General features: G+C 55.0%; 18 protein-coding genes and 1 pseudogene. 16 read left to right on the forward strand and 3 right to left on the reverse strand.

The window, feature by feature from the left end; translation table 11 throughout:
• Positions 1–156 precede the first annotated feature (156 nt).
• The 12 genes from rseD (at position 157) to acpS (ending at position 9609) form a co-directional block, all read left to right on the forward strand.
• Positions 157–237 carry a rpoE leader peptide RseD gene (gene rseD, locus HX884_RS27205; RefSeq protein WP_225368419.1) on the forward strand — a complete coding sequence of 27 codons (81 nt, stop codon included), beginning with the start codon at positions 157–159 and terminating at the stop codon, positions 235–237.
• Positions 234–809, forward strand: a complete 576-nt coding sequence (gene rpoE, locus HX884_RS11610) for an RNA polymerase sigma factor RpoE (protein WP_006176728.1) — start codon at positions 234–236, stop codon at positions 807–809. The genes rseD and rpoE overlap by 4 nt, the downstream gene beginning before the upstream one ends.
• Before the next feature lie 31 nt (positions 810–840).
• Complete coding sequence (rseA, locus tag HX884_RS11615) at positions 841–1491, forward strand: anti-sigma-E factor RseA (protein ID WP_178328189.1); 651 nt, start codon at positions 841–843, stop codon at positions 1489–1491.
• Positions 1491–2444: a sigma-E factor regulatory protein RseB gene (gene rseB, locus HX884_RS11620; RefSeq protein WP_013098322.1), complete on the forward strand. Its 954-nt coding sequence runs from the start codon at positions 1491–1493 to the stop codon at positions 2442–2444. Before rseA ends, rseB begins: the two co-directional genes overlap by 1 nt.
• Complete coding sequence (gene rseC / locus HX884_RS11625; RefSeq protein ID WP_038420411.1) at positions 2441–2917, forward strand: SoxR-reducing system protein RseC; 477 nt, start codon at positions 2441–2443, stop codon at positions 2915–2917. Before rseB ends, rseC begins: the two co-directional genes overlap by 4 nt.
• Before the next feature lie 185 nt (positions 2918–3102).
• Positions 3103–4902, forward strand: coding sequence for a translation elongation factor 4 (gene lepA, locus HX884_RS11630; protein ID WP_013098320.1), 1800 nt, complete (start codon positions 3103–3105; stop codon positions 4900–4902).
• 15 nt (positions 4903–4917) lie between these two features.
• Positions 4918–5892: a signal peptidase I gene (gene lepB, locus HX884_RS11635; protein WP_178328190.1), complete on the forward strand. Its 975-nt coding sequence runs from the start codon at positions 4918–4920 to the stop codon at positions 5890–5892.
• 222 nt (positions 5893–6114) lie between these two features.
• The gene (rnc, locus tag HX884_RS11640) at positions 6115–6795 is read left to right on the forward strand and encodes a ribonuclease III (protein WP_003860711.1); all 681 of its coding nucleotides are present in this window, start codon (positions 6115–6117) and stop codon (positions 6793–6795) included.
• Positions 6792–7697 carry a GTPase Era gene (gene era, locus HX884_RS11645; RefSeq protein ID WP_013098317.1) on the forward strand — a complete coding sequence of 302 codons (906 nt, stop codon included), beginning with the start codon at positions 6792–6794 and terminating at the stop codon, positions 7695–7697. Before rnc ends, era begins: the two co-directional genes overlap by 4 nt.
• Positions 7698–7714: 17 nt before the next feature.
• The gene (gene recO / locus HX884_RS11650) at positions 7715–8422 is read left to right on the forward strand and encodes a DNA repair protein RecO (RefSeq protein WP_013098316.1); all 708 of its coding nucleotides are present in this window, start codon (positions 7715–7717) and stop codon (positions 8420–8422) included.
• A gap of 75 nt (positions 8423–8497) precedes the next feature.
• Positions 8498–9229 carry a pyridoxine 5'-phosphate synthase gene (gene pdxJ, locus HX884_RS11655; protein WP_013098315.1) on the forward strand — a complete coding sequence of 244 codons (732 nt, stop codon included), beginning with the start codon at positions 8498–8500 and terminating at the stop codon, positions 9227–9229.
• Positions 9229–9609: a holo-ACP synthase gene (gene acpS / locus HX884_RS11660; protein WP_013098314.1), complete on the forward strand. Its 381-nt coding sequence runs from the start codon at positions 9229–9231 to the stop codon at positions 9607–9609. The genes pdxJ and acpS overlap by 1 nt, the downstream gene beginning before the upstream one ends.
• Here acpS and HX884_RS11665 read toward each other — a convergent pair.
• Both HX884_RS11665 and HX884_RS11670 read right to left on the reverse strand, forming a co-directional pair.
• Positions 9606–9866, reverse strand: a complete 261-nt coding sequence (locus HX884_RS11665; RefSeq protein ID WP_020690052.1) for a YfhL family 4Fe-4S dicluster ferredoxin — start codon at positions 9864–9866, stop codon at positions 9606–9608. The genes acpS and HX884_RS11665 overlap by 4 nt on opposite strands.
• Before the next feature lie 56 nt (positions 9867–9922).
• The gene (locus HX884_RS11670; protein WP_013098313.1) at positions 9923–10771 is read right to left on the reverse strand and encodes a MurR/RpiR family transcriptional regulator; all 849 of its coding nucleotides are present in this window, start codon (positions 10769–10771) and stop codon (positions 9923–9925) included.
• Between the two features lie 118 nt (positions 10772–10889).
• Here HX884_RS11670 and murQ point away from each other — a divergent pair, with 118 nt between their 5' ends.
• The 4 genes and pseudogenes from murQ (at position 10890) to tadA (ending at position 14362) form a co-directional block, all read left to right on the forward strand.
• Positions 10890–11783 carry an N-acetylmuramic acid 6-phosphate etherase gene (murQ, locus tag HX884_RS11675; RefSeq protein ID WP_013098312.1) on the forward strand — a complete coding sequence of 298 codons (894 nt, stop codon included), beginning with the start codon at positions 10890–10892 and terminating at the stop codon, positions 11781–11783.
• A 13-nt stretch (positions 11784–11796) separates the two neighbouring features.
• A pseudogene (locus HX884_RS11680) lies at positions 11797–13159 on the forward strand (PTS transporter subunit EIIC).
• 3 nt (positions 13160–13162) lie between these two features.
• Complete coding sequence (gene yfhb / locus HX884_RS11685) at positions 13163–13798, forward strand: phosphatidylglycerophosphatase C (protein WP_013098310.1); 636 nt, start codon at positions 13163–13165, stop codon at positions 13796–13798.
• 24 nt (positions 13799–13822) lie between these two features.
• Positions 13823–14362: a tRNA adenosine(34) deaminase TadA gene (tadA, locus tag HX884_RS11690; protein ID WP_038420406.1), complete on the forward strand. Its 540-nt coding sequence runs from the start codon at positions 13823–13825 to the stop codon at positions 14360–14362.
• Here tadA and mltF read toward each other — a convergent pair.
• Positions 14250–15800, reverse strand: coding sequence for a membrane-bound lytic murein transglycosylase MltF (mltF, locus tag HX884_RS11695; protein WP_178328191.1), 1551 nt, complete (start codon positions 15798–15800; stop codon positions 14250–14252). The two genes, tadA and mltF, sit on opposite strands and share 113 nt — an antisense overlap.
• Positions 15801–15859 lie beyond the last annotated feature (59 nt).

The raw sequence follows: 15859 nt of genomic DNA on the forward strand, positions 1-15859 counted from the left end.
TTACTCTTCTGACCGGATAAGAGATGTTTGAAGTCAGAAAGTGGGTATGTATCGTGAACAGACTTATAATGAGAGAAAATAAACAGTCTGTGACGCGATGAACAAAAACAAAGGCGTTACGGAACTTATTGAAGAATAGACACTCCAACTCGGTGCTTGCTCAAAAGTGCGGGATTTGTAGAGTGGCGTTTCGATAACGCGTGGAATTTTGGTTTGGGGAGACATTACCTCGGATGAGCGAGCAGTTAACGGACCAGGTCCTGGTTGAACGGGTCCAGAAGGGAGATCAGAAAGCCTTTAACCTACTGGTGGTGCGCTACCAGCATAAGGTGGCGAGTCTGGTTTCCCGCTATGTACCGTCAGGTGATGTGCCTGATGTTGTACAAGAGTCTTTTATTAAGGCCTATCGCGCGCTGGACTCGTTCCGGGGAGATAGTGCTTTTTATACCTGGCTGTACCGTATTGCGGTCAATACGGCAAAGAATTATCTGGTCGCTCAGGGCCGTCGTCCGCCTTCAAGTGATGTGGACGCAATCGACGCCGAAAACTTCGAAAGTGGCGGTGCGCTGAAAGAAATTTCGAACCCTGAGAACTTAATGTTGTCAGAAGAACTGAGACAAATTGTTTTTCGCACGATCGAGTCGCTCCCGGAAGATTTACGCATGGCAATTACGTTACGGGAGCTTGATGGTCTGAGCTATGAAGAGATAGCCGCTATCATGGATTGTCCGGTCGGCACGGTACGTTCACGAATTTTCCGTGCGCGAGAAGCTATTGATAATAAAGTTCAACCGCTTATCAGGCGTTGACGATAGCGGGATACTGGAAAAGGTATTAGGCATGCAGAAAGAAAAACTTTCCGCTTTAATGGATGGTGAAACGCTGGATAGTGAGCTGCTCAATGAGTTGTCTCATTCTCCCGAAATGCAAGAGACCTGGGAGAGTTACCATCTCATCCGTGACACCCTTCGTGGTGACACCAGCGAGGTTATCCATTTCGATATCTCAGCCCGCGTGATGGCGGCTATTGAGAATGAGCCTGTTCATCAGACCACTCCGCTGATTCCTGAAGCTCAACCTGCACCAAACCAGTGGCAGAAAATGCCGTTCTGGCAGAAGGTGCGTCCGTGGGCCAGTCAACTTACCCAAATGGGTGTGGCGGCATGCGTATCGCTTGCAGTTATCGTTGGCGTCCAGCACTATAATACTCAGTCTGAAACTAATCAGCAGCCAGAAGCGCCAGTGTTCAATACACTGCCGATGATGGGCAAAGCCAGCCCGGTAAGTTTGGGTGTACCGGCTGATGCCTCCGCCAGTGGCGGTCAGCAACAGCAGGTTCAGGAGCAGCGCCGTCGCATTAATGCGATGTTGCAGGATTATGAGTTGCAGCGTCGTCTGCACTCAGAACAGCTTCAGTTTGAGCAGGCACAAACCCAGCAGGCTGCTGTGCAGGTGCCAGGAAACCAAACTTTAGGAACGCAATCGCAGTAATGAAGCAACTTTGGTTCGCCATGTCTCTGATGGCGGGTAGCCTGTTCTTCTCTGCCAACGCCTCGGCTGATGTTTCATCCGGGGCGTTGTTGCAGCAAATGAATCTGGCCAGCCAGTCACTCAATTACGAGTTGGCATTTATCAGCATCAATAAGCAGGGCGTCGAGTCGTTACGCTATCGCCATGCCCGTCTTGATAATCAGCCGCTCGCGCAACTTTTACAGATGGATGGCCCGCGTCGGGAAGTGGTTCAGCGTGGTAACGAAATCAGCTATTTCGAGCCAGGCCTGGAGCCTTTTACCCTCAATGGCGACTATATCGTTGATTCTCTGCCATCGCTCATCTACACCGACTTCAAGCGCCTTGCCCCTTACTACGATTTTATTTCGGTAGGGCGTACGCGCATCGCTGACAGATTGTGTGAAGTGATCCGCGTTGTCGCCCGCGACGGGACGCGTTACAGCTACATTGTCTGGATTGATGCCGAAACCAAGCTTCCAATGCGTGTAGACCTGCTTGATCGCGATGGTGAAACGCTGGAACAGTTCCGCGTTATCTCCTTTAGCGTCAATAATCAGGTGGGTAATAGCATGCAGAATCTGGCGAAAGCCAGCCTGCCGCCGCTGCTTTCCGTTCCGGCGGGAGATTCCGTGAATTTCAACTGGGTTCCTTCCTGGATCCCGCAAGGCTTTACGGAAGTATCAAGCAGCCGCCGACAACTGCCTACCATTGAAACGCCGGTTGAATCGCGCCTCTACTCCGATGGCTTGTTCAGCTTCTCGGTGAACATCAATCGCGCGACGGCAAACAGTGCCGAACAAATGCTGCGTACCGGACGTCGAACAGTCAGTACCACGGTACGCGACAACGCGGAGATCACCATCGTCGGCGAATTACCCCCGCAAACGGCGAAGCGTATTTCTGACAGCATCAAATTCAGGGCTGCACAATGATTAAAGAGTGGGCTACGGTTGTATCATGGCAGGACGGTGTTGCGCTGGTAAGCTGTGATGTAAAGGCCTCCTGTAACAGTTGTGCATCCCGGGCAGGTTGCGGCAGCCGCGTGCTAAATAAGCTCGGGCCGCAAACCTCGCACACGCTTTCCGTGCCAAGTGAGCAACCGCTGGTGGCAGGACAGAAGGTGGAACTGGGCATTGCCGAAGGCAGCCTGTTGGGTTCCGCAATGCTGGTTTATCTCTCCCCGCTGGTGGGGCTCTTTGTGATGGGCGGCGTGTTTCAGATGCTGTTTGGTACCGATGCGGCGGCCATGTGCGGCGCTGCATTGGGAGGTGTGGGTGGTTTCTGGCTTGCCAAAGGTTTCTCCCCTAGGCTCGCAGCCCGCGAAGCGTGGCAGCCTGTTATTCTCAGCGTAGGGCTGGCACCAGACCAACTTCGTGTTGAGACGCTCTCCTCTGAGGCCCGGTGATCCATCGGGCTTTATCATCATTTACATCTTAAAAAAGAAAACGCCATTTCTTCACGCTATACCTGGGGCTAAGTGCATTTCCAGGTAACGGAGATGTAGTGTAGAATGCTGCGTTTTCGCACTGAAAAACGTCAGGCTAAGAACAGCGGCCTCCAGGAATTCGTAAGGCATAATTATTTAACTATATGAAGAACATACGTAACTTTTCGATCATTGCTCACATTGACCACGGTAAGTCGACGCTGTCTGACCGTATTATCCAGATTTGCGGTGGCCTGTCTGATCGTGAAATGGAAGCCCAGGTTCTGGACTCCATGGACCTGGAACGCGAACGTGGTATCACCATTAAAGCGCAGAGCGTCACGCTCGATTACAAGGCGGCTGATGGTGAAACCTACCAACTGAACTTTATCGACACCCCAGGCCACGTTGACTTCTCCTATGAAGTTTCTCGCTCGCTGGCAGCCTGTGAAGGCGCGCTGCTGGTGGTGGATGCGGGGCAGGGCGTAGAAGCTCAGACCCTGGCAAACTGCTACACGGCGATGGAAATGGATCTCGAGGTGGTGCCGGTTCTGAACAAGATCGACCTGCCAGCCGCTGACCCTGAGCGCGTGGCGGAAGAGATTGAAGATATCGTCGGAATTGACGCGACCGATGCCGTGCGTTGCTCGGCCAAAACCGGCGTGGGCGTTACCGATGTGCTGGAACGTCTGGTGCGTGATATTCCGCCACCAGAAGGTGACCCGGATGCCCCACTGCAGGCGCTGATTATCGACTCCTGGTTCGATAACTATCTGGGCGTTGTCTCGCTGGTGCGTATTAAAAACGGCACCATGCGTAAAGGCGACAAAATTAAGGTGATGAGTACCGGCCAGGTTTATAACGCAGACCGTCTCGGGATCTTCACACCAAAACAGGTTGACCGTACCGAGCTGAAATGCGGCGAGGTGGGCTGGCTGGTTTGTGCCATTAAAGACATTCTCGGTGCGCCAGTGGGCGATACCCTGACCGGCGCGCGTAACCCGGCAGAAAAAGCGCTGCCAGGCTTTAAAAAGGTGAAACCACAGGTTTATGCCGGCCTGTTCCCGGTCAGCTCCGACGACTACGAGAACTTCCGTGATGCGCTCGGCAAGCTGAGCCTTAACGACGCCTCTCTGTTCTACGAGCCAGAAAGCTCCACGGCGCTCGGCTTCGGCTTCCGCTGCGGCTTCCTTGGTCTGCTGCACATGGAGATCATTCAGGAACGTCTGGAACGTGAATACGATCTGGATCTGATCACCACCGCGCCGACCGTAGTGTACGAAGTGCAGACCACCAACAAAGAGATCGTCTACGTCGACAGCCCGTCCAAGCTGCCGCCGCTGAACAACATCGATGAGTTGCGTGAGCCAATCGCAGAGTGTCATATGCTGCTGCCGCAGGAATATCTGGGTAACGTTATCACGCTGTGCGTGGAGAAACGTGGCGTTCAGACCAACATGGTTTACCACGGTAACCAGGTTGCGCTCACCTATGAAATCCCAATGGCGGAAGTGGTTCTCGACTTCTTCGACCGTCTGAAGTCTACGTCTCGTGGCTATGCGTCACTGGATTACAACTTCAAACGCTTCCAGGCTTCGAACATGGTACGTGTGGATGTGCTGATCAACGGCGAACGTGTTGATGCGCTGGCCCTGATCACCCACAACGACAATGCCCCGTACCGTGGCCGTGAGCTGGTTGAGAAGATGAAAGATCTGATCCCGCGTCAGCAGTTTGATATCGCGATTCAGGCGGCCATCGGCAACCACATTATCGCCCGCTCTACCGTGAAACAGCTGCGTAAAAACGTTCTGGCGAAATGCTATGGCGGTGACGTCAGCCGTAAGAAAAAGCTGCTCCAGAAGCAGAAAGAAGGTAAGAAGCGTATGAAGCAGGTCGGTAACGTCGAACTGCCGCAGGAAGCATTCCTTGCCATTCTGCATGTTGGTAAAGACGGCAAATAACCCTAAGGAGTTGGCATGGCGAACATGTTTGCCCTGATCCTGGTCATCGCTACCCTGGTGACAGGTCTGTTGTGGTGTCTGGATAAGTTTATTTTCGCCCCAAAACGCCGTGAACGTCAGGCTGCCGCGCAGGCAGCCACAGGTGATGGGCTTGATGCGAAAACCCTGAAGAAAGTTGGCCCGAAACCGGGCTGGCTGGAGACCGGGGCATCGGTATTCCCGGTGCTGGCGATTGTGCTGGTGGTGCGTTCGTTTATTTACGAGCCGTTCCAGATCCCGTCAGGCTCCATGATGCCAACGCTGCTGATTGGTGATTTTATTCTGGTCGAGAAGTTTGCCTATGGCATTAAAGATCCGATCTACCAGAAAACGCTGATCGAAACGGGCCATCCGAAACGTGGCGACATTGTGGTGTTTAAATACCCGGACGATCCACGCCTTGACTACATCAAGCGCGCGGTGGGTCTGCCGGGTGATAAAGTCACCTACGATCCGGTTGCCAAAGAAGTGACCGTTCAGCCTGGCTGCAGCTCCGGTACCGCGTGTGAAAACGCGCTGCCAATCACCTACTCAAACGTTGAGCCAAGTGATTTTGTGCAGACCTTTGCCCGTCGTAACGGCGGTGAAGCGACCAACGGTTTCTTCCAGGTGCCGAAAGATGAAACCAAAGAGAACGGTATTCGTCTGGTCGAACGTAAAGAGACGCTGGATGATGTGACGCACCGGATCCTGACCGTGCCAATTGCGCAGGATCAGGTCGGGATGTATTACAAACAGCCAGGTCAGCAGCTGGCCACCTGGATCGTACCGCCGGGACAGTACTTCATGATGGGCGATAACCGCGATAACTCCGCGGACAGCCGTTACTGGGGCTTTGTGCCGGAAGCGAATCTGGTGGGTAAAGCAACCGCAATCTGGATGAGTTTCGAGAAACAGGAAGGCGAATGGCCGACCGGGGTACGCCTGAATCGTATTGGCGGGATCCATTAATTCTCAATAATTGAACACGTAGTCGCTTTAATTAGCGGCTACGTGAATTATTTCAGCGATAAATCTCTTCGAACTAACGACATCCCCTGTCGTTGTGTATAGAATATTCCCCCGAAGTTTAAGGTTGGCCCTGCAAGGGTGCCACGGCACACGAAACCGCGTTGGTTTTCTCAGGTCGGTTTCGTGTGCTGCATTTTTGACGCATTCATTTATTGGTATCGCATGAACCCCATCGTAATTAATCGGCTTCAACGGAAGCTGGGCTACACTTTTCATCATCAGGAGCTGTTGCAACAGGCATTAACCCATCGCAGTGCCAGCAGCAAACACAATGAGCGCCTCGAATTTTTAGGTGACTCTATTTTGAGTTTCGTGATTGCTAATGCGCTTTATCATCGTTTCCCGCGTGTGGATGAAGGTGATATGAGCCGCATGCGCGCCACGCTGGTAAGGGGGAACACCCTTGCGGAAATCGCACGCGAATTTGAACTGGGCGAATGTCTGCGTCTTGGGCCGGGTGAACTGAAAAGCGGCGGCTTCCGTCGTGAATCTATTCTTGCCGATACGGTTGAGGCATTAATCGGTGGCGTGTTCCTGGACAGCGATATCCAGACCGTAGAAAAACTGATCCTGAACTGGTATCAGACCCGTCTGGATGAAATCAGTCCGGGCGATAAACAAAAAGATCCGAAAACGCGTTTGCAGGAATATTTGCAGGGTCGTCACCTCCCTCTGCCATCTTATCTGGTGGTGCAGGTGCGTGGTGAAGCGCACGATCAGGAATTTACCATCCATTGCCAGGTCAGTGGCCTGAGTGAACCGGTGGTGGGCACAGGTTCAAGCCGTCGTAAGGCTGAACAGGCTGCCGCCGAACAGGCGTTAAAAATGCTGGAGCTGGAATGAGCGAAGAAAAAACCTATTGCGGATTTATTGCCATCGTCGGACGTCCGAACGTGGGTAAATCCACCCTGCTGAATAATCTGCTTGGGCAGAAGATTTCGATCACCTCGCGTAAGGCACAGACCACGCGTCACCGCATTGTCGGTATCCATACTGAAGGCGCGTATCAGGCGATCTACGTCGATACCCCAGGCCTGCACATGGAAGAGAAGCGTGCCATTAACCGCCTGATGAACAAAGCGGCGAGCAGCTCGATTGGTGACGTGGAGCTGGTTATTTTCGTTGTGGAAGGCACCCGCTGGACGCCGGACGACGAAATGGTCCTGAACAAGCTGCGTGACGGTAAAACGCCGGTGATCCTCGCGGTCAACAAAGTGGATAACGTACAGGAAAAAGCCGATCTGCTGCCGCACCTGCAGTGGCTGGGTAGCCAGATGAACTTCCTCGACATCGTTCCGCTGTCTGCAGAGACCGGTCTGAACGTGGATACCATCGCCGGTATCGTGCGTAAGCATCTGCCGGAAGCGACTCACCACTTCCCGGAAGATTACATCACCGATCGTTCTCAGCGCTTTATGGCTTCTGAAATCATCCGCGAAAAGCTGATGCGTTTCCTTGGCGCAGAATTGCCGTACTCCGTGACGGTCGAGATCGAGCGTTTCCAGAGTAACGAGCGTGGCGGTTACGACATCAATGGTCTGATCCTCGTTGAGCGTGAAGGGCAGAAGAAGATGGTCATTGGCAACAAAGGCGCCAAGATCAAAACCATCGGTATCGAAGCCCGTAAAGACATGCAGGAGATGTTTGAAGCACCGGTTCACCTGGAGCTGTGGGTGAAAGTGAAATCTGGCTGGGCCGATGATGAGCGTGCTCTGCGCAGCCTCGGTTACGGCGAAGATCAGTAAACCAAGACGACGCGCAAATGGAAGGCTGGCAGCGCGCTTTTGTTCTGCATAGTCGTCCCTGGAGCGAAACCAGCCTGATGCTGGACGTCTTCACGGAAGAGTCGGGTCGCGTGCGCCTTGTTGCAAAAGGCGCACGTTCCAAACGTTCCAACCTCAAAGGCGCCTTACAGCCCTTTACGCCGCTGCTGGTCCGCTTTGGCGGGCGAGGGGAAGTCAAAACCCTGCGCAGCGCTGAAGCCGTCTCTCTGGCGCTTCCCCTTTCTGGCATCACGCTTTACAGCGGTCTGTACGTCAATGAACTCATTTCACGCGTTCTTGAACATGAGACTCGCTTCTCTGAACTTTTCTTCGATTATCTGCACTGTATCCAGGCCCTTGCTGGCGCAACCGGTTCGCCTGAACCCGCCCTGCGCCGTTTCGAGCTGGCGCTGCTGGGTCACCTGGGATATGGCGTCGATTTTCTGCATTGTGCGGGGAGTGGAGACGAGGTCGAAGACGGGATGACCTACCGGTATCGGGAAGAAAAAGGGTTTATCGCCAGCGTCGTGATTGATAACAACACCTTTACCGGACGCCAGCTCCGGGCGCTGTATGAGCGCGAATTTCCGGACCAGGATACCCTTCGTGCTGCAAAACGCTTTACCCGGATTGCGCTCAAGCCGTATCTTGGGGGCAAACCCCTGAAGAGCCGCGAATTGTTCAGGCAGTTTATGCCGAAACGATAACGTTTTATCCCTCACCCCAGCCCTCTTACGGAGGGAGAGAGGGAAGGAAAATGAATCAAAATACCGAGGATTGTCATGGCTGAATTACTGTTAGGCGTCAACATCGATCACATCGCCACGCTGCGTAATGCTCGCGGCACGGCTTATCCCGATCCGGTTCAGGCGGCGTTTATTGCTGAGCAGGCTGGCGCCGATGGCATTACCGTTCATCTGCGCGAAGACCGCCGCCACATCACTGACCGTGACGTGCGTATTCTGCGTCAGACGCTGGATACCCGGATGAACCTGGAGATGGCGGTCACGGAAGAGATGCTGACGATTGCCTGTGACACCAAACCGCATTTCTGCTGCCTGGTACCGGAGAAGCGTCAGGAAGTGACCACCGAAGGCGGTCTGGACGTGGCGGGGCAGCGTGACAAAATGCGCGATGCCTGCAAACGTCTGGCGGACGCGGGTATCCTGGTTTCTCTGTTCATTGACGCTGATGCGGAGCAGATCAAAGCGGCGGCTGACGTGGGCGCGCCGTATATTGAAATTCACACCGGCTGCTACGCCGATGCCAAAAACGATGCCGAGCAGGCTAAAGAGCTGGAGCGTATCGCGAAAGCGGCTACTTACGCCGCGAGCCTGGGTCTGAAGGTTAACGCAGGGCATGGGCTGACCTACCACAACGTTAAAGCCATCGCCGCCCTGCCGGAAATGCATGAGCTGAACATCGGCCACGCCATTATTGGCCGTGCGGTGATGAGTGGCCTGAAAGAGGCGGTTTCAGAAATGAAACGCCTGATGCTGGAAGCGCGTCAGTAATGGCTATTCTGGGCTTAGGTACCGACATCGTCGAGATAGCCCGCATTGAAGCGGTGATCGCCCGTAGTGGCGATCGCCTGGCAAGGCGCGTGCTGAGCGATAACGAATGGGCCATCTGGGAAGCGCATCAGCAGCCGGTACGTTTCCTGGCCAAGCGCTTTGCCGTTAAAGAGGCAGCGGCCAAAGCCTTTGGCACCGGTATTCGTAACGGTCTGGCGTTTAACCAGTTTGAAGTGTTTAACGATGAGCTGGGTAAGCCGCGCCTACGTTTATGGGGCGAGGCCTTGAAGCTGGCAGAGAAACTCGGCGTGGCGCACATGCACGTGACAATCGCGGATGAACGGCACTATGCCAGCGCAACGGTGATTATCGAGAGTTAAAGTTTGTCCGCGTGATGCATCAGGACAAACTTATCCCACAGCTGCTCTTCGCTTTCGACGTGTGCCGGATCCTTCAGGATGGTATTGGGGATCGGGCACACCTTCTGGCAGGTCGGCGTTTCATAGTGGCCAATGCACTCGGTGCAACGGTCAGTGTTAATCTCATAAATGCTGTCGCCCATCGAAATGGCCTGGTTAGGGCATTCCGGTTCGCACATATCGCAGTTGATGCATTTTTTGGTGATTAACAGCGCCATCAGGAAATTCTCAGAAACAACACAAACAGGGCGGGCATTATACGCTCATTCGTTGTTCAAACCAGTTTTTTTACCAGCTCTTCGCTGTGACGAATCCGCTCAGGCGCATGCTCCAGATCCTGCTGCACCAGCGCCATAAACAGCAGATCCGTCAGCATCATTTGCGCGCTGGTGGACGAAATAGCCGCGCTGCGCGTGGCCTGCTCCTCGGCAATGGTATACAAACAGCGCGTTGCCCGCTGCTGCAGTGCATTGGGCGTAAAACCGGTAATAGCCAGAATTTTACCACCCACACGCAGGGCCTCGTCGGTGGCCATGTTGATTTCACGGCGTTCCCCGGTATAGGAGATCGCCAGCAGCAGATCGTCAGGATCCATGGCCTGCACTGTCGCCAGCAGGGCATGCATATCCTGTTCGACGATGGCGTTATACCCGATTTTCGTCAGCTTCCAGCCAAAATTACGCGCCACCAGCCCGGATGCACCGATGCCGGTCAAAATGATCCGTCGTGCCGCACGCAGCATTGCCACGCTTTCCAGTAATTTTTCTTCAGTGTTGACATCAAGAGTGGCGTGCATGGCCGCGACGTTCTCTTTGATTAACTTCTCGCCCACCAGACGCATGGGATCATCGCCACGGATCTGATTATGCACCGGCATGGATTGCGGATTGGGGTTACTCACCAGGGCTTCGCTAATCGCCAGTTTCAGGGCCGGGAAGCCCTTAAAGCCAATCTTCTGGGCAAACTTCACCACGCTGGACTGGCTCACACCCGCTTCGCTTGCCAGCTGCTGAGAGCTGAGATGGCGGGCATGGTCGGGCTGAGAAAGCAAAAAATCCGCCAGCTTTTTGTCGCTTTGAGCAAAGCCTGCATAACGCTGGCGAATGCGAATTAAACAGTTCATACGTTCTCCTGGCGAAAATGTGATTGTCTGCGCAAATACGAATTTTGCTCGCCTGAATGAATTTTATATTCCATTATAGTGCGATTATTATGAATTAAAAATTCCAGAGGTAAAAAAGATGAATCTTGGCTCACTTGTATCTGAAACGCGTAACCCGCAAACCATGGATCTGGATGCTCTCTCCACCCTGGAGCTGGTTAACCGTTTTAATCAACAGGATACGCTGGTCGCACTGGCAGTGAAAGAGACATTACCAGAGGTGGCGAAGGCCGTCGATGCTGCGGCACAGGCGCTCAAGGCGGGGGGCCGCATTATTTATATGGGTGCCGGAACCAGCGGACGACTCGGCGTGCTGGATGCCTCTGAATGTCCGCCTACGTTCGGCGTTCCGCACGGGCTGGTGGTCGGTCTCATTGCCGGTGGGCCAGGCGCGCTGCTGAAGGCGGTAGAAGGGGCGGAAGACAACAAACAGCTCGGTGAAGATGACCTGAAAGGGCTTAACCTCAACGCAAACGACCTGGTGGTCGGACTGGCCGCTTCCGGGCGCACACCTTACGTCATTGGTGGCCTGGAATATGCCAATCAGACGGGCTGCACTACCGTGGCTATCTCCTGTAATCCAGGCTCGCCCATTGCGCAGGTGGCCCACATCGCTATTTCGCCGGTCGTCGGGCCCGAAGCGCTCACCGGCTCCACGCGCCTTAAATCCGGGACCGCGCAAAAACTGGTGCTCAATATGATCTCCACCGGCGCGATGGTGAAGTTCGGCAAGGTGTATCAGAACCTGATGGTGGATATGCAGGCCACCAACGTCAAGCTGGTGGACCGGGCCTGTCGCATGGTGATGGAAGCGACCGGTGCGAGCCGCGAAGAGGCGGAAGCCGTACTCAAACAAACCGATCACGATGTGAAACCGGCCATTCTGATGATCCTGAGCGGGCTGGATGCCGCCGCCGCGCGAGCCAGGCTTGCCGAGCATAATGGATTCTTACGGGCGGCATTAGAAAACTAACACAGAGGCGTGTATGGAAAAAACAGCAGCGCTCGCCAGCCATATTTTGCAGGGGATCGGCGGAGAGAAGAACATTCAGCGTCTGGAAAACTGCATGACGCGTGTGCGCGTCGAGGTGCATGACGACGACCAGCTTGATATCGCGCACCTTAAGCAGCTTCCTGGCGTCAGCGGATACGTAAAGCAGGGGCAGCAGCATCAGCTGATCGTCGGGCCGGGAAAAGCGGCGCAGGTCGTTGATGCCATGCGCGCATTGATGGGCGGAGGGGCGGCCGTGCCGGTTGACGATGCCGAGCGCACCAAAGCGCAGGCGAAGGCCAAATACAAAGCCCCCATGAGCGATGCGCTGCGACAGCTGGCAAACGTCTTTATTCCACTTATTCCGGCGTTTATTGCCTCCGGGTTGATCACCGGGATCATCAATATCCTCAAGCGGCCGGATATTGTCGGCGATTTTGCCACGCACTATCCGAACCTGCTCGGCATTCTGGGGATCTTTGGTAGCGCTGTCTTCGCCATCATGAACATTCTGGTTGGGGTTAACACCGCCAAAGTGTTTGGCGGATCAATGGCGATGGGCGGGGTGATGGCCGGTATTCTCTCCAGCCCGCAGCTTGCGCAGATAACCCTGTTTGGCGAGGCCTCTCCAGCCCGGGCGCGGCGGGGTGATTGCGGTGCTGCTGGTGGTCATCCTGATGTGCTGGATTGAGAAAAAGCTGCGCGCCGCTCTGCCCGGTTCCATTGAGCTGATCCTCAATCCGCTGCTGACCACGCTTATCACCGGCTGTGTGGCGATTGTGGCCCTGCAGCCGCTGGGCGGCTGGATCTCTGAGGTGATTGCCCACGGCGCTTCTCTGGCTATCGATCGCGGCGGGTTATTAGTGGGCGCTGTGCTGTCAGGGACCTTCCTGCCGCTGGTGCTGACCGGGCTGCATCAGGGGCTGGTGCCGATCCACGTCGAGCTGGTGCAGGCTCATGGTTATAACGCGCTGCTGCCCATTCTGTCGATGGCGGGGGTAGGTCAGGTTGGTGCGGCGATTGCCGTGCTGATGAAAACCCGTAACGCGCGCCTGAAAAAAGTGATTAAAGGGGCGCTACCGGTCGGATTGCTGGGCATTGGCGAGCCGCTGATTTTTGGTGTCACGCTGCCGCTCGGTAAGCCTTTTCTCGCGGCCTGTCTGGGCGGGGCGGTGGGCGGGGCGCTCATCAGCTACTGGAAAGTTGCCACCGTTATTACCTTTGGTCTCTCCGGTTTACCGCTGGCGCTCACCATCGTGACCGGAAAAGTCATGCTCTATCTGTTAGGCTATCTGGTAGCGGTGATCGCCGGGTTCCTGTTTACCTGGCTGGCAGGATTCAACGACCCAGAGGAGTAAGGTTTGGCTAATCACGAGCGTCGTGTTGTCTTTTTCGACCTGGATGGAACGCTGCATCAGCAGGATATGTTCGGTACGTTTATGCGCTACCTGCTGCGGCGACAGCCCCTGAACGCACTGCTCGTCTTACCTTTGTTACCCGTGATTGGCCTTGCGCTGCTGGTGAAAGGCCGGGCAGCGCGCTGGCCAATGAGCCTGCTGCTCTGGGGCTGTACCTTTGGCCACAGTGAAGCCCGGCTCAAACAGCTTGAGCAAGACTTTGCGCACTGGTTTCGCGATCATGTGACGGCGTTTCCGGTTGTGCAGGCACGGCTGACCAGCTACCTCGATGCGAACGACGCCGATATCTGGTTGATTACCGGCTCGCCGCAGTCGCTGGTAGAGCAGGTCTATTTTGATACGCCGTGGTTGCCGAGAGTGAACCTAATCGCCACGCAGATCTCTCGTGGTTACGGCGGGTGGGTATTGAGCATGCGCTGTCTGGGGCATGAAAAGGTGGCCCAGCTGGAGATGCGCATTGGCACGCCGCTGCGCCTGTACAGCGGTTACAGTGACAGTAAGCAGGACAACCCGCTGCTCTATTTTTGCCAGCACCGCTGGCGCGTCACGCCTGCGGGTGAACTTCAGCAACTCGAATAGTTTTATCCATAGCGGGTGTGTATAATGCCGCCCGCTTTTCGACTGGAGTATCAACCGTTGTCCAACCCTGAATTCTCACACGAATACTGGATGCGCCATGCGCTCACCCTTGCCCGGCGCGCCTGGGACGAGGGTGAAGTGCCCGTGGGTGCGGTGCTTGTCCATAACAACCAGGTGATTGGAGAAGGGTGGAACCGCCCGATTGGTCGCCACGATCCTACCGCTCACGCAGAAATCATGGCGCTTCGTCAGGGTGGGCTGGTACTGCAAAACTACCGTCTGCTCGACACCACGCTGTATGTCACGCTTGAGCCATGCGTCATGTGTTCCGGCGCGATGGTGCACAGCCGTATCGGTACGCTGGTCTTTGGCGCGCGGGATGAAAAAACCGGTGCTGCGGGCTCGCTGATGGACGTGCTTGGACACCCGGGAATGAACCATCAGGTGAAGACTATCGGTGGGGTGCTTGCACCAGAGTGTTCGGGGCTATTAAGTGATTTCTTTCGAATGCGCCGTCAGCAGAAAAAGCAACAAAAGGCAGAATTGAAGTCGTCGGGCGATTAATTTCGTCCGGTGCCACAACCGGATAGCTTTGCGCCAGCTGTTTCGCCTCTGTCGCCTCTTTTTCCTTCTCCAGCAGATACCCCACCAGGCTAATCTGATATTTACGAATATTTTCCACGTAGGCATAAGCCTCATGCCCGCGCGCATAGCCGTAGGTGAGCTTGTTGTACCACGGCTTCTGGCTCAGGAGCGGCAGACGCTGTTTTACGTCAGACCAGCTGTCGGGGTTGCCTTTTGTTTTTGCCGTCAGGGCCCGGGCGTCGAGCATGTGGGCATAGCCCATGTTGTAGGCGGCCAGCGCGAACCAGATACGCTCCTCTTCTGGCACTGTCTCGGGCACTTTGGCCATCATATCCTGCAGGTAGCGCGCGCCGCCGCTGATGCTCTGTTCCGCATCGGTACGGTCGGTCAGCCCGAGGCTCTGCGCGGTATTTTTAGTCAGCATCATCAGGCCGCGTACGCCGGTGGGGGAGGTGGCCTGGGTGTCCCAGTGGGACTCCTGATACGAGATAGCCGCCAGCAGTTTCCAGTCAATCTCCTGCGCATATTTTTCGAACAGAGGCTGCAGGTCAGGCAGGACGCTGTCTACCGCGCGCAGGAAGCTGCGGGTGTCAACGTAGTCAAAGTCATCACCATGGCCGAGGTACTTCTCTTCCAGGCGTGCCAAGGTGCCGTCTTCATTAATGGTGTTATAAAAATCAAGCATGGCCGCAGAGAGGGTCTGATCGTCATCCAGATGGGTAAACCAGGTCACGGGCTGTTCGTCCGTCACGTCCAGCGCCACGGCGATTTCAGGATGCACGCGCTGGAACAGGCTGATCGCCACGGAGTCGGCGATGGTGTAAGGCAGTTTCTGATCTTTGACCTGGTCCAGCAGCTCGGTCGTGCCGAGTTTAGGGTCGACGGTCCAGCTCAGGTCAGGGTATTTCTTCTCCTTCAGCTCACGCAGATCGTCAATCACCACATGGCCAGGGGCAATCGTCAGCTGTTGAGCGTTGATCGAGGCCAGCGTACGCGGGCGCAGGCTATCGACGCGATAGACCAGTTGCTGTGAAACGGAGTAATAGGTCGGGCCCGGCTGGTAATTCTTGCTGCGCTCGCTGTTGTACACCAGCCCGGCGGCGAGGATATCGGCATCGTTGTTATCCAGGTCATCAAACAGCTGGCTGATGTTCTGGCGCACGGTGATTTTGAGCTTCACGCCAAGGTAATCGGCAAACTGCTGAGCCAGCTCATAATCCAGACCGATGGTTTTGCCGTTGATGTCGCTGTAAATCAGCGGAGAGTTAAGCGTGCTGACACGCAACTCCCCCCGCTCCTGAATGGCGGCGATACGGTTTTCGGCTTTGCCGAACCAGGGGATGGAAGGCCAGAGGGCCACTGCCAACAGCAACGTTACAATGCCGATGAGCAGATAATTAATCTTTAATTTTTTCAATTAGTTAATTCTCTGCGACGCCGGTTGCCTTAGTATGCTGTAGCCATGTTAAAAATAAG

Source organism: Enterobacter sp. SECR19-1250 (genome assembly GCF_013391025.1).
GTDB classification, from domain to species: domain Bacteria; phylum Pseudomonadota; class Gammaproteobacteria; order Enterobacterales; family Enterobacteriaceae; genus Enterobacter; species Enterobacter cloacae.

What these genes read in the sequence shown, in the direction of transcription:
- lepB (WP_178328190.1), top strand. Translation starts at nt 4,918, where the DNA reads ATGGCGAACATGTTTGCCCTGATCCTGGTCATCGCTACCCTGGTGACA.
- HX884_RS11665 (WP_020690052.1), bottom strand. Translation starts at nt 9,866, where the DNA reads ATGGCGCTGTTAATCACCAAAAAATGCATCAACTGCGATATGTGCGAA.
- tadA (WP_038420406.1), top strand. Translation starts at nt 13,823, where the DNA reads ATGCCGCCCGCTTTTCGACTGGAGTATCAACCGTTGTCCAACCCTGAA.
- rnc (WP_003860711.1), top strand. Translation starts at nt 6,115, where the DNA reads ATGAACCCCATCGTAATTAATCGGCTTCAACGGAAGCTGGGCTACACT.
- murQ (WP_013098312.1), top strand. Translation starts at nt 10,890, where the DNA reads ATGAATCTTGGCTCACTTGTATCTGAAACGCGTAACCCGCAAACCATG.
- rseB (WP_013098322.1), top strand. Translation starts at nt 1,491, where the DNA reads ATGAAGCAACTTTGGTTCGCCATGTCTCTGATGGCGGGTAGCCTGTTC.
- lepA (WP_013098320.1), top strand. Translation starts at nt 3,103, where the DNA reads ATGAAGAACATACGTAACTTTTCGATCATTGCTCACATTGACCACGGT.
- rpoE (WP_006176728.1), top strand. Translation starts at nt 234, where the DNA reads ATGAGCGAGCAGTTAACGGACCAGGTCCTGGTTGAACGGGTCCAGAAG.
- pdxJ (WP_013098315.1), top strand. Translation starts at nt 8,498, where the DNA reads ATGGCTGAATTACTGTTAGGCGTCAACATCGATCACATCGCCACGCTG.
- era (WP_013098317.1), top strand. Translation starts at nt 6,792, where the DNA reads ATGAGCGAAGAAAAAACCTATTGCGGATTTATTGCCATCGTCGGACGT.
- HX884_RS11670 (WP_013098313.1), bottom strand. Translation starts at nt 10,771, where the DNA reads ATGAACTGTTTAATTCGCATTCGCCAGCGTTATGCAGGCTTTGCTCAA.
- acpS (WP_013098314.1), top strand. Translation starts at nt 9,229, where the DNA reads ATGGCTATTCTGGGCTTAGGTACCGACATCGTCGAGATAGCCCGCATT.
- rseA (WP_178328189.1), top strand. Translation starts at nt 841, where the DNA reads ATGCAGAAAGAAAAACTTTCCGCTTTAATGGATGGTGAAACGCTGGAT.
- rseC (WP_038420411.1), top strand. Translation starts at nt 2,441, where the DNA reads ATGATTAAAGAGTGGGCTACGGTTGTATCATGGCAGGACGGTGTTGCG.
- recO (WP_013098316.1), top strand. Translation starts at nt 7,715, where the DNA reads ATGGAAGGCTGGCAGCGCGCTTTTGTTCTGCATAGTCGTCCCTGGAGC.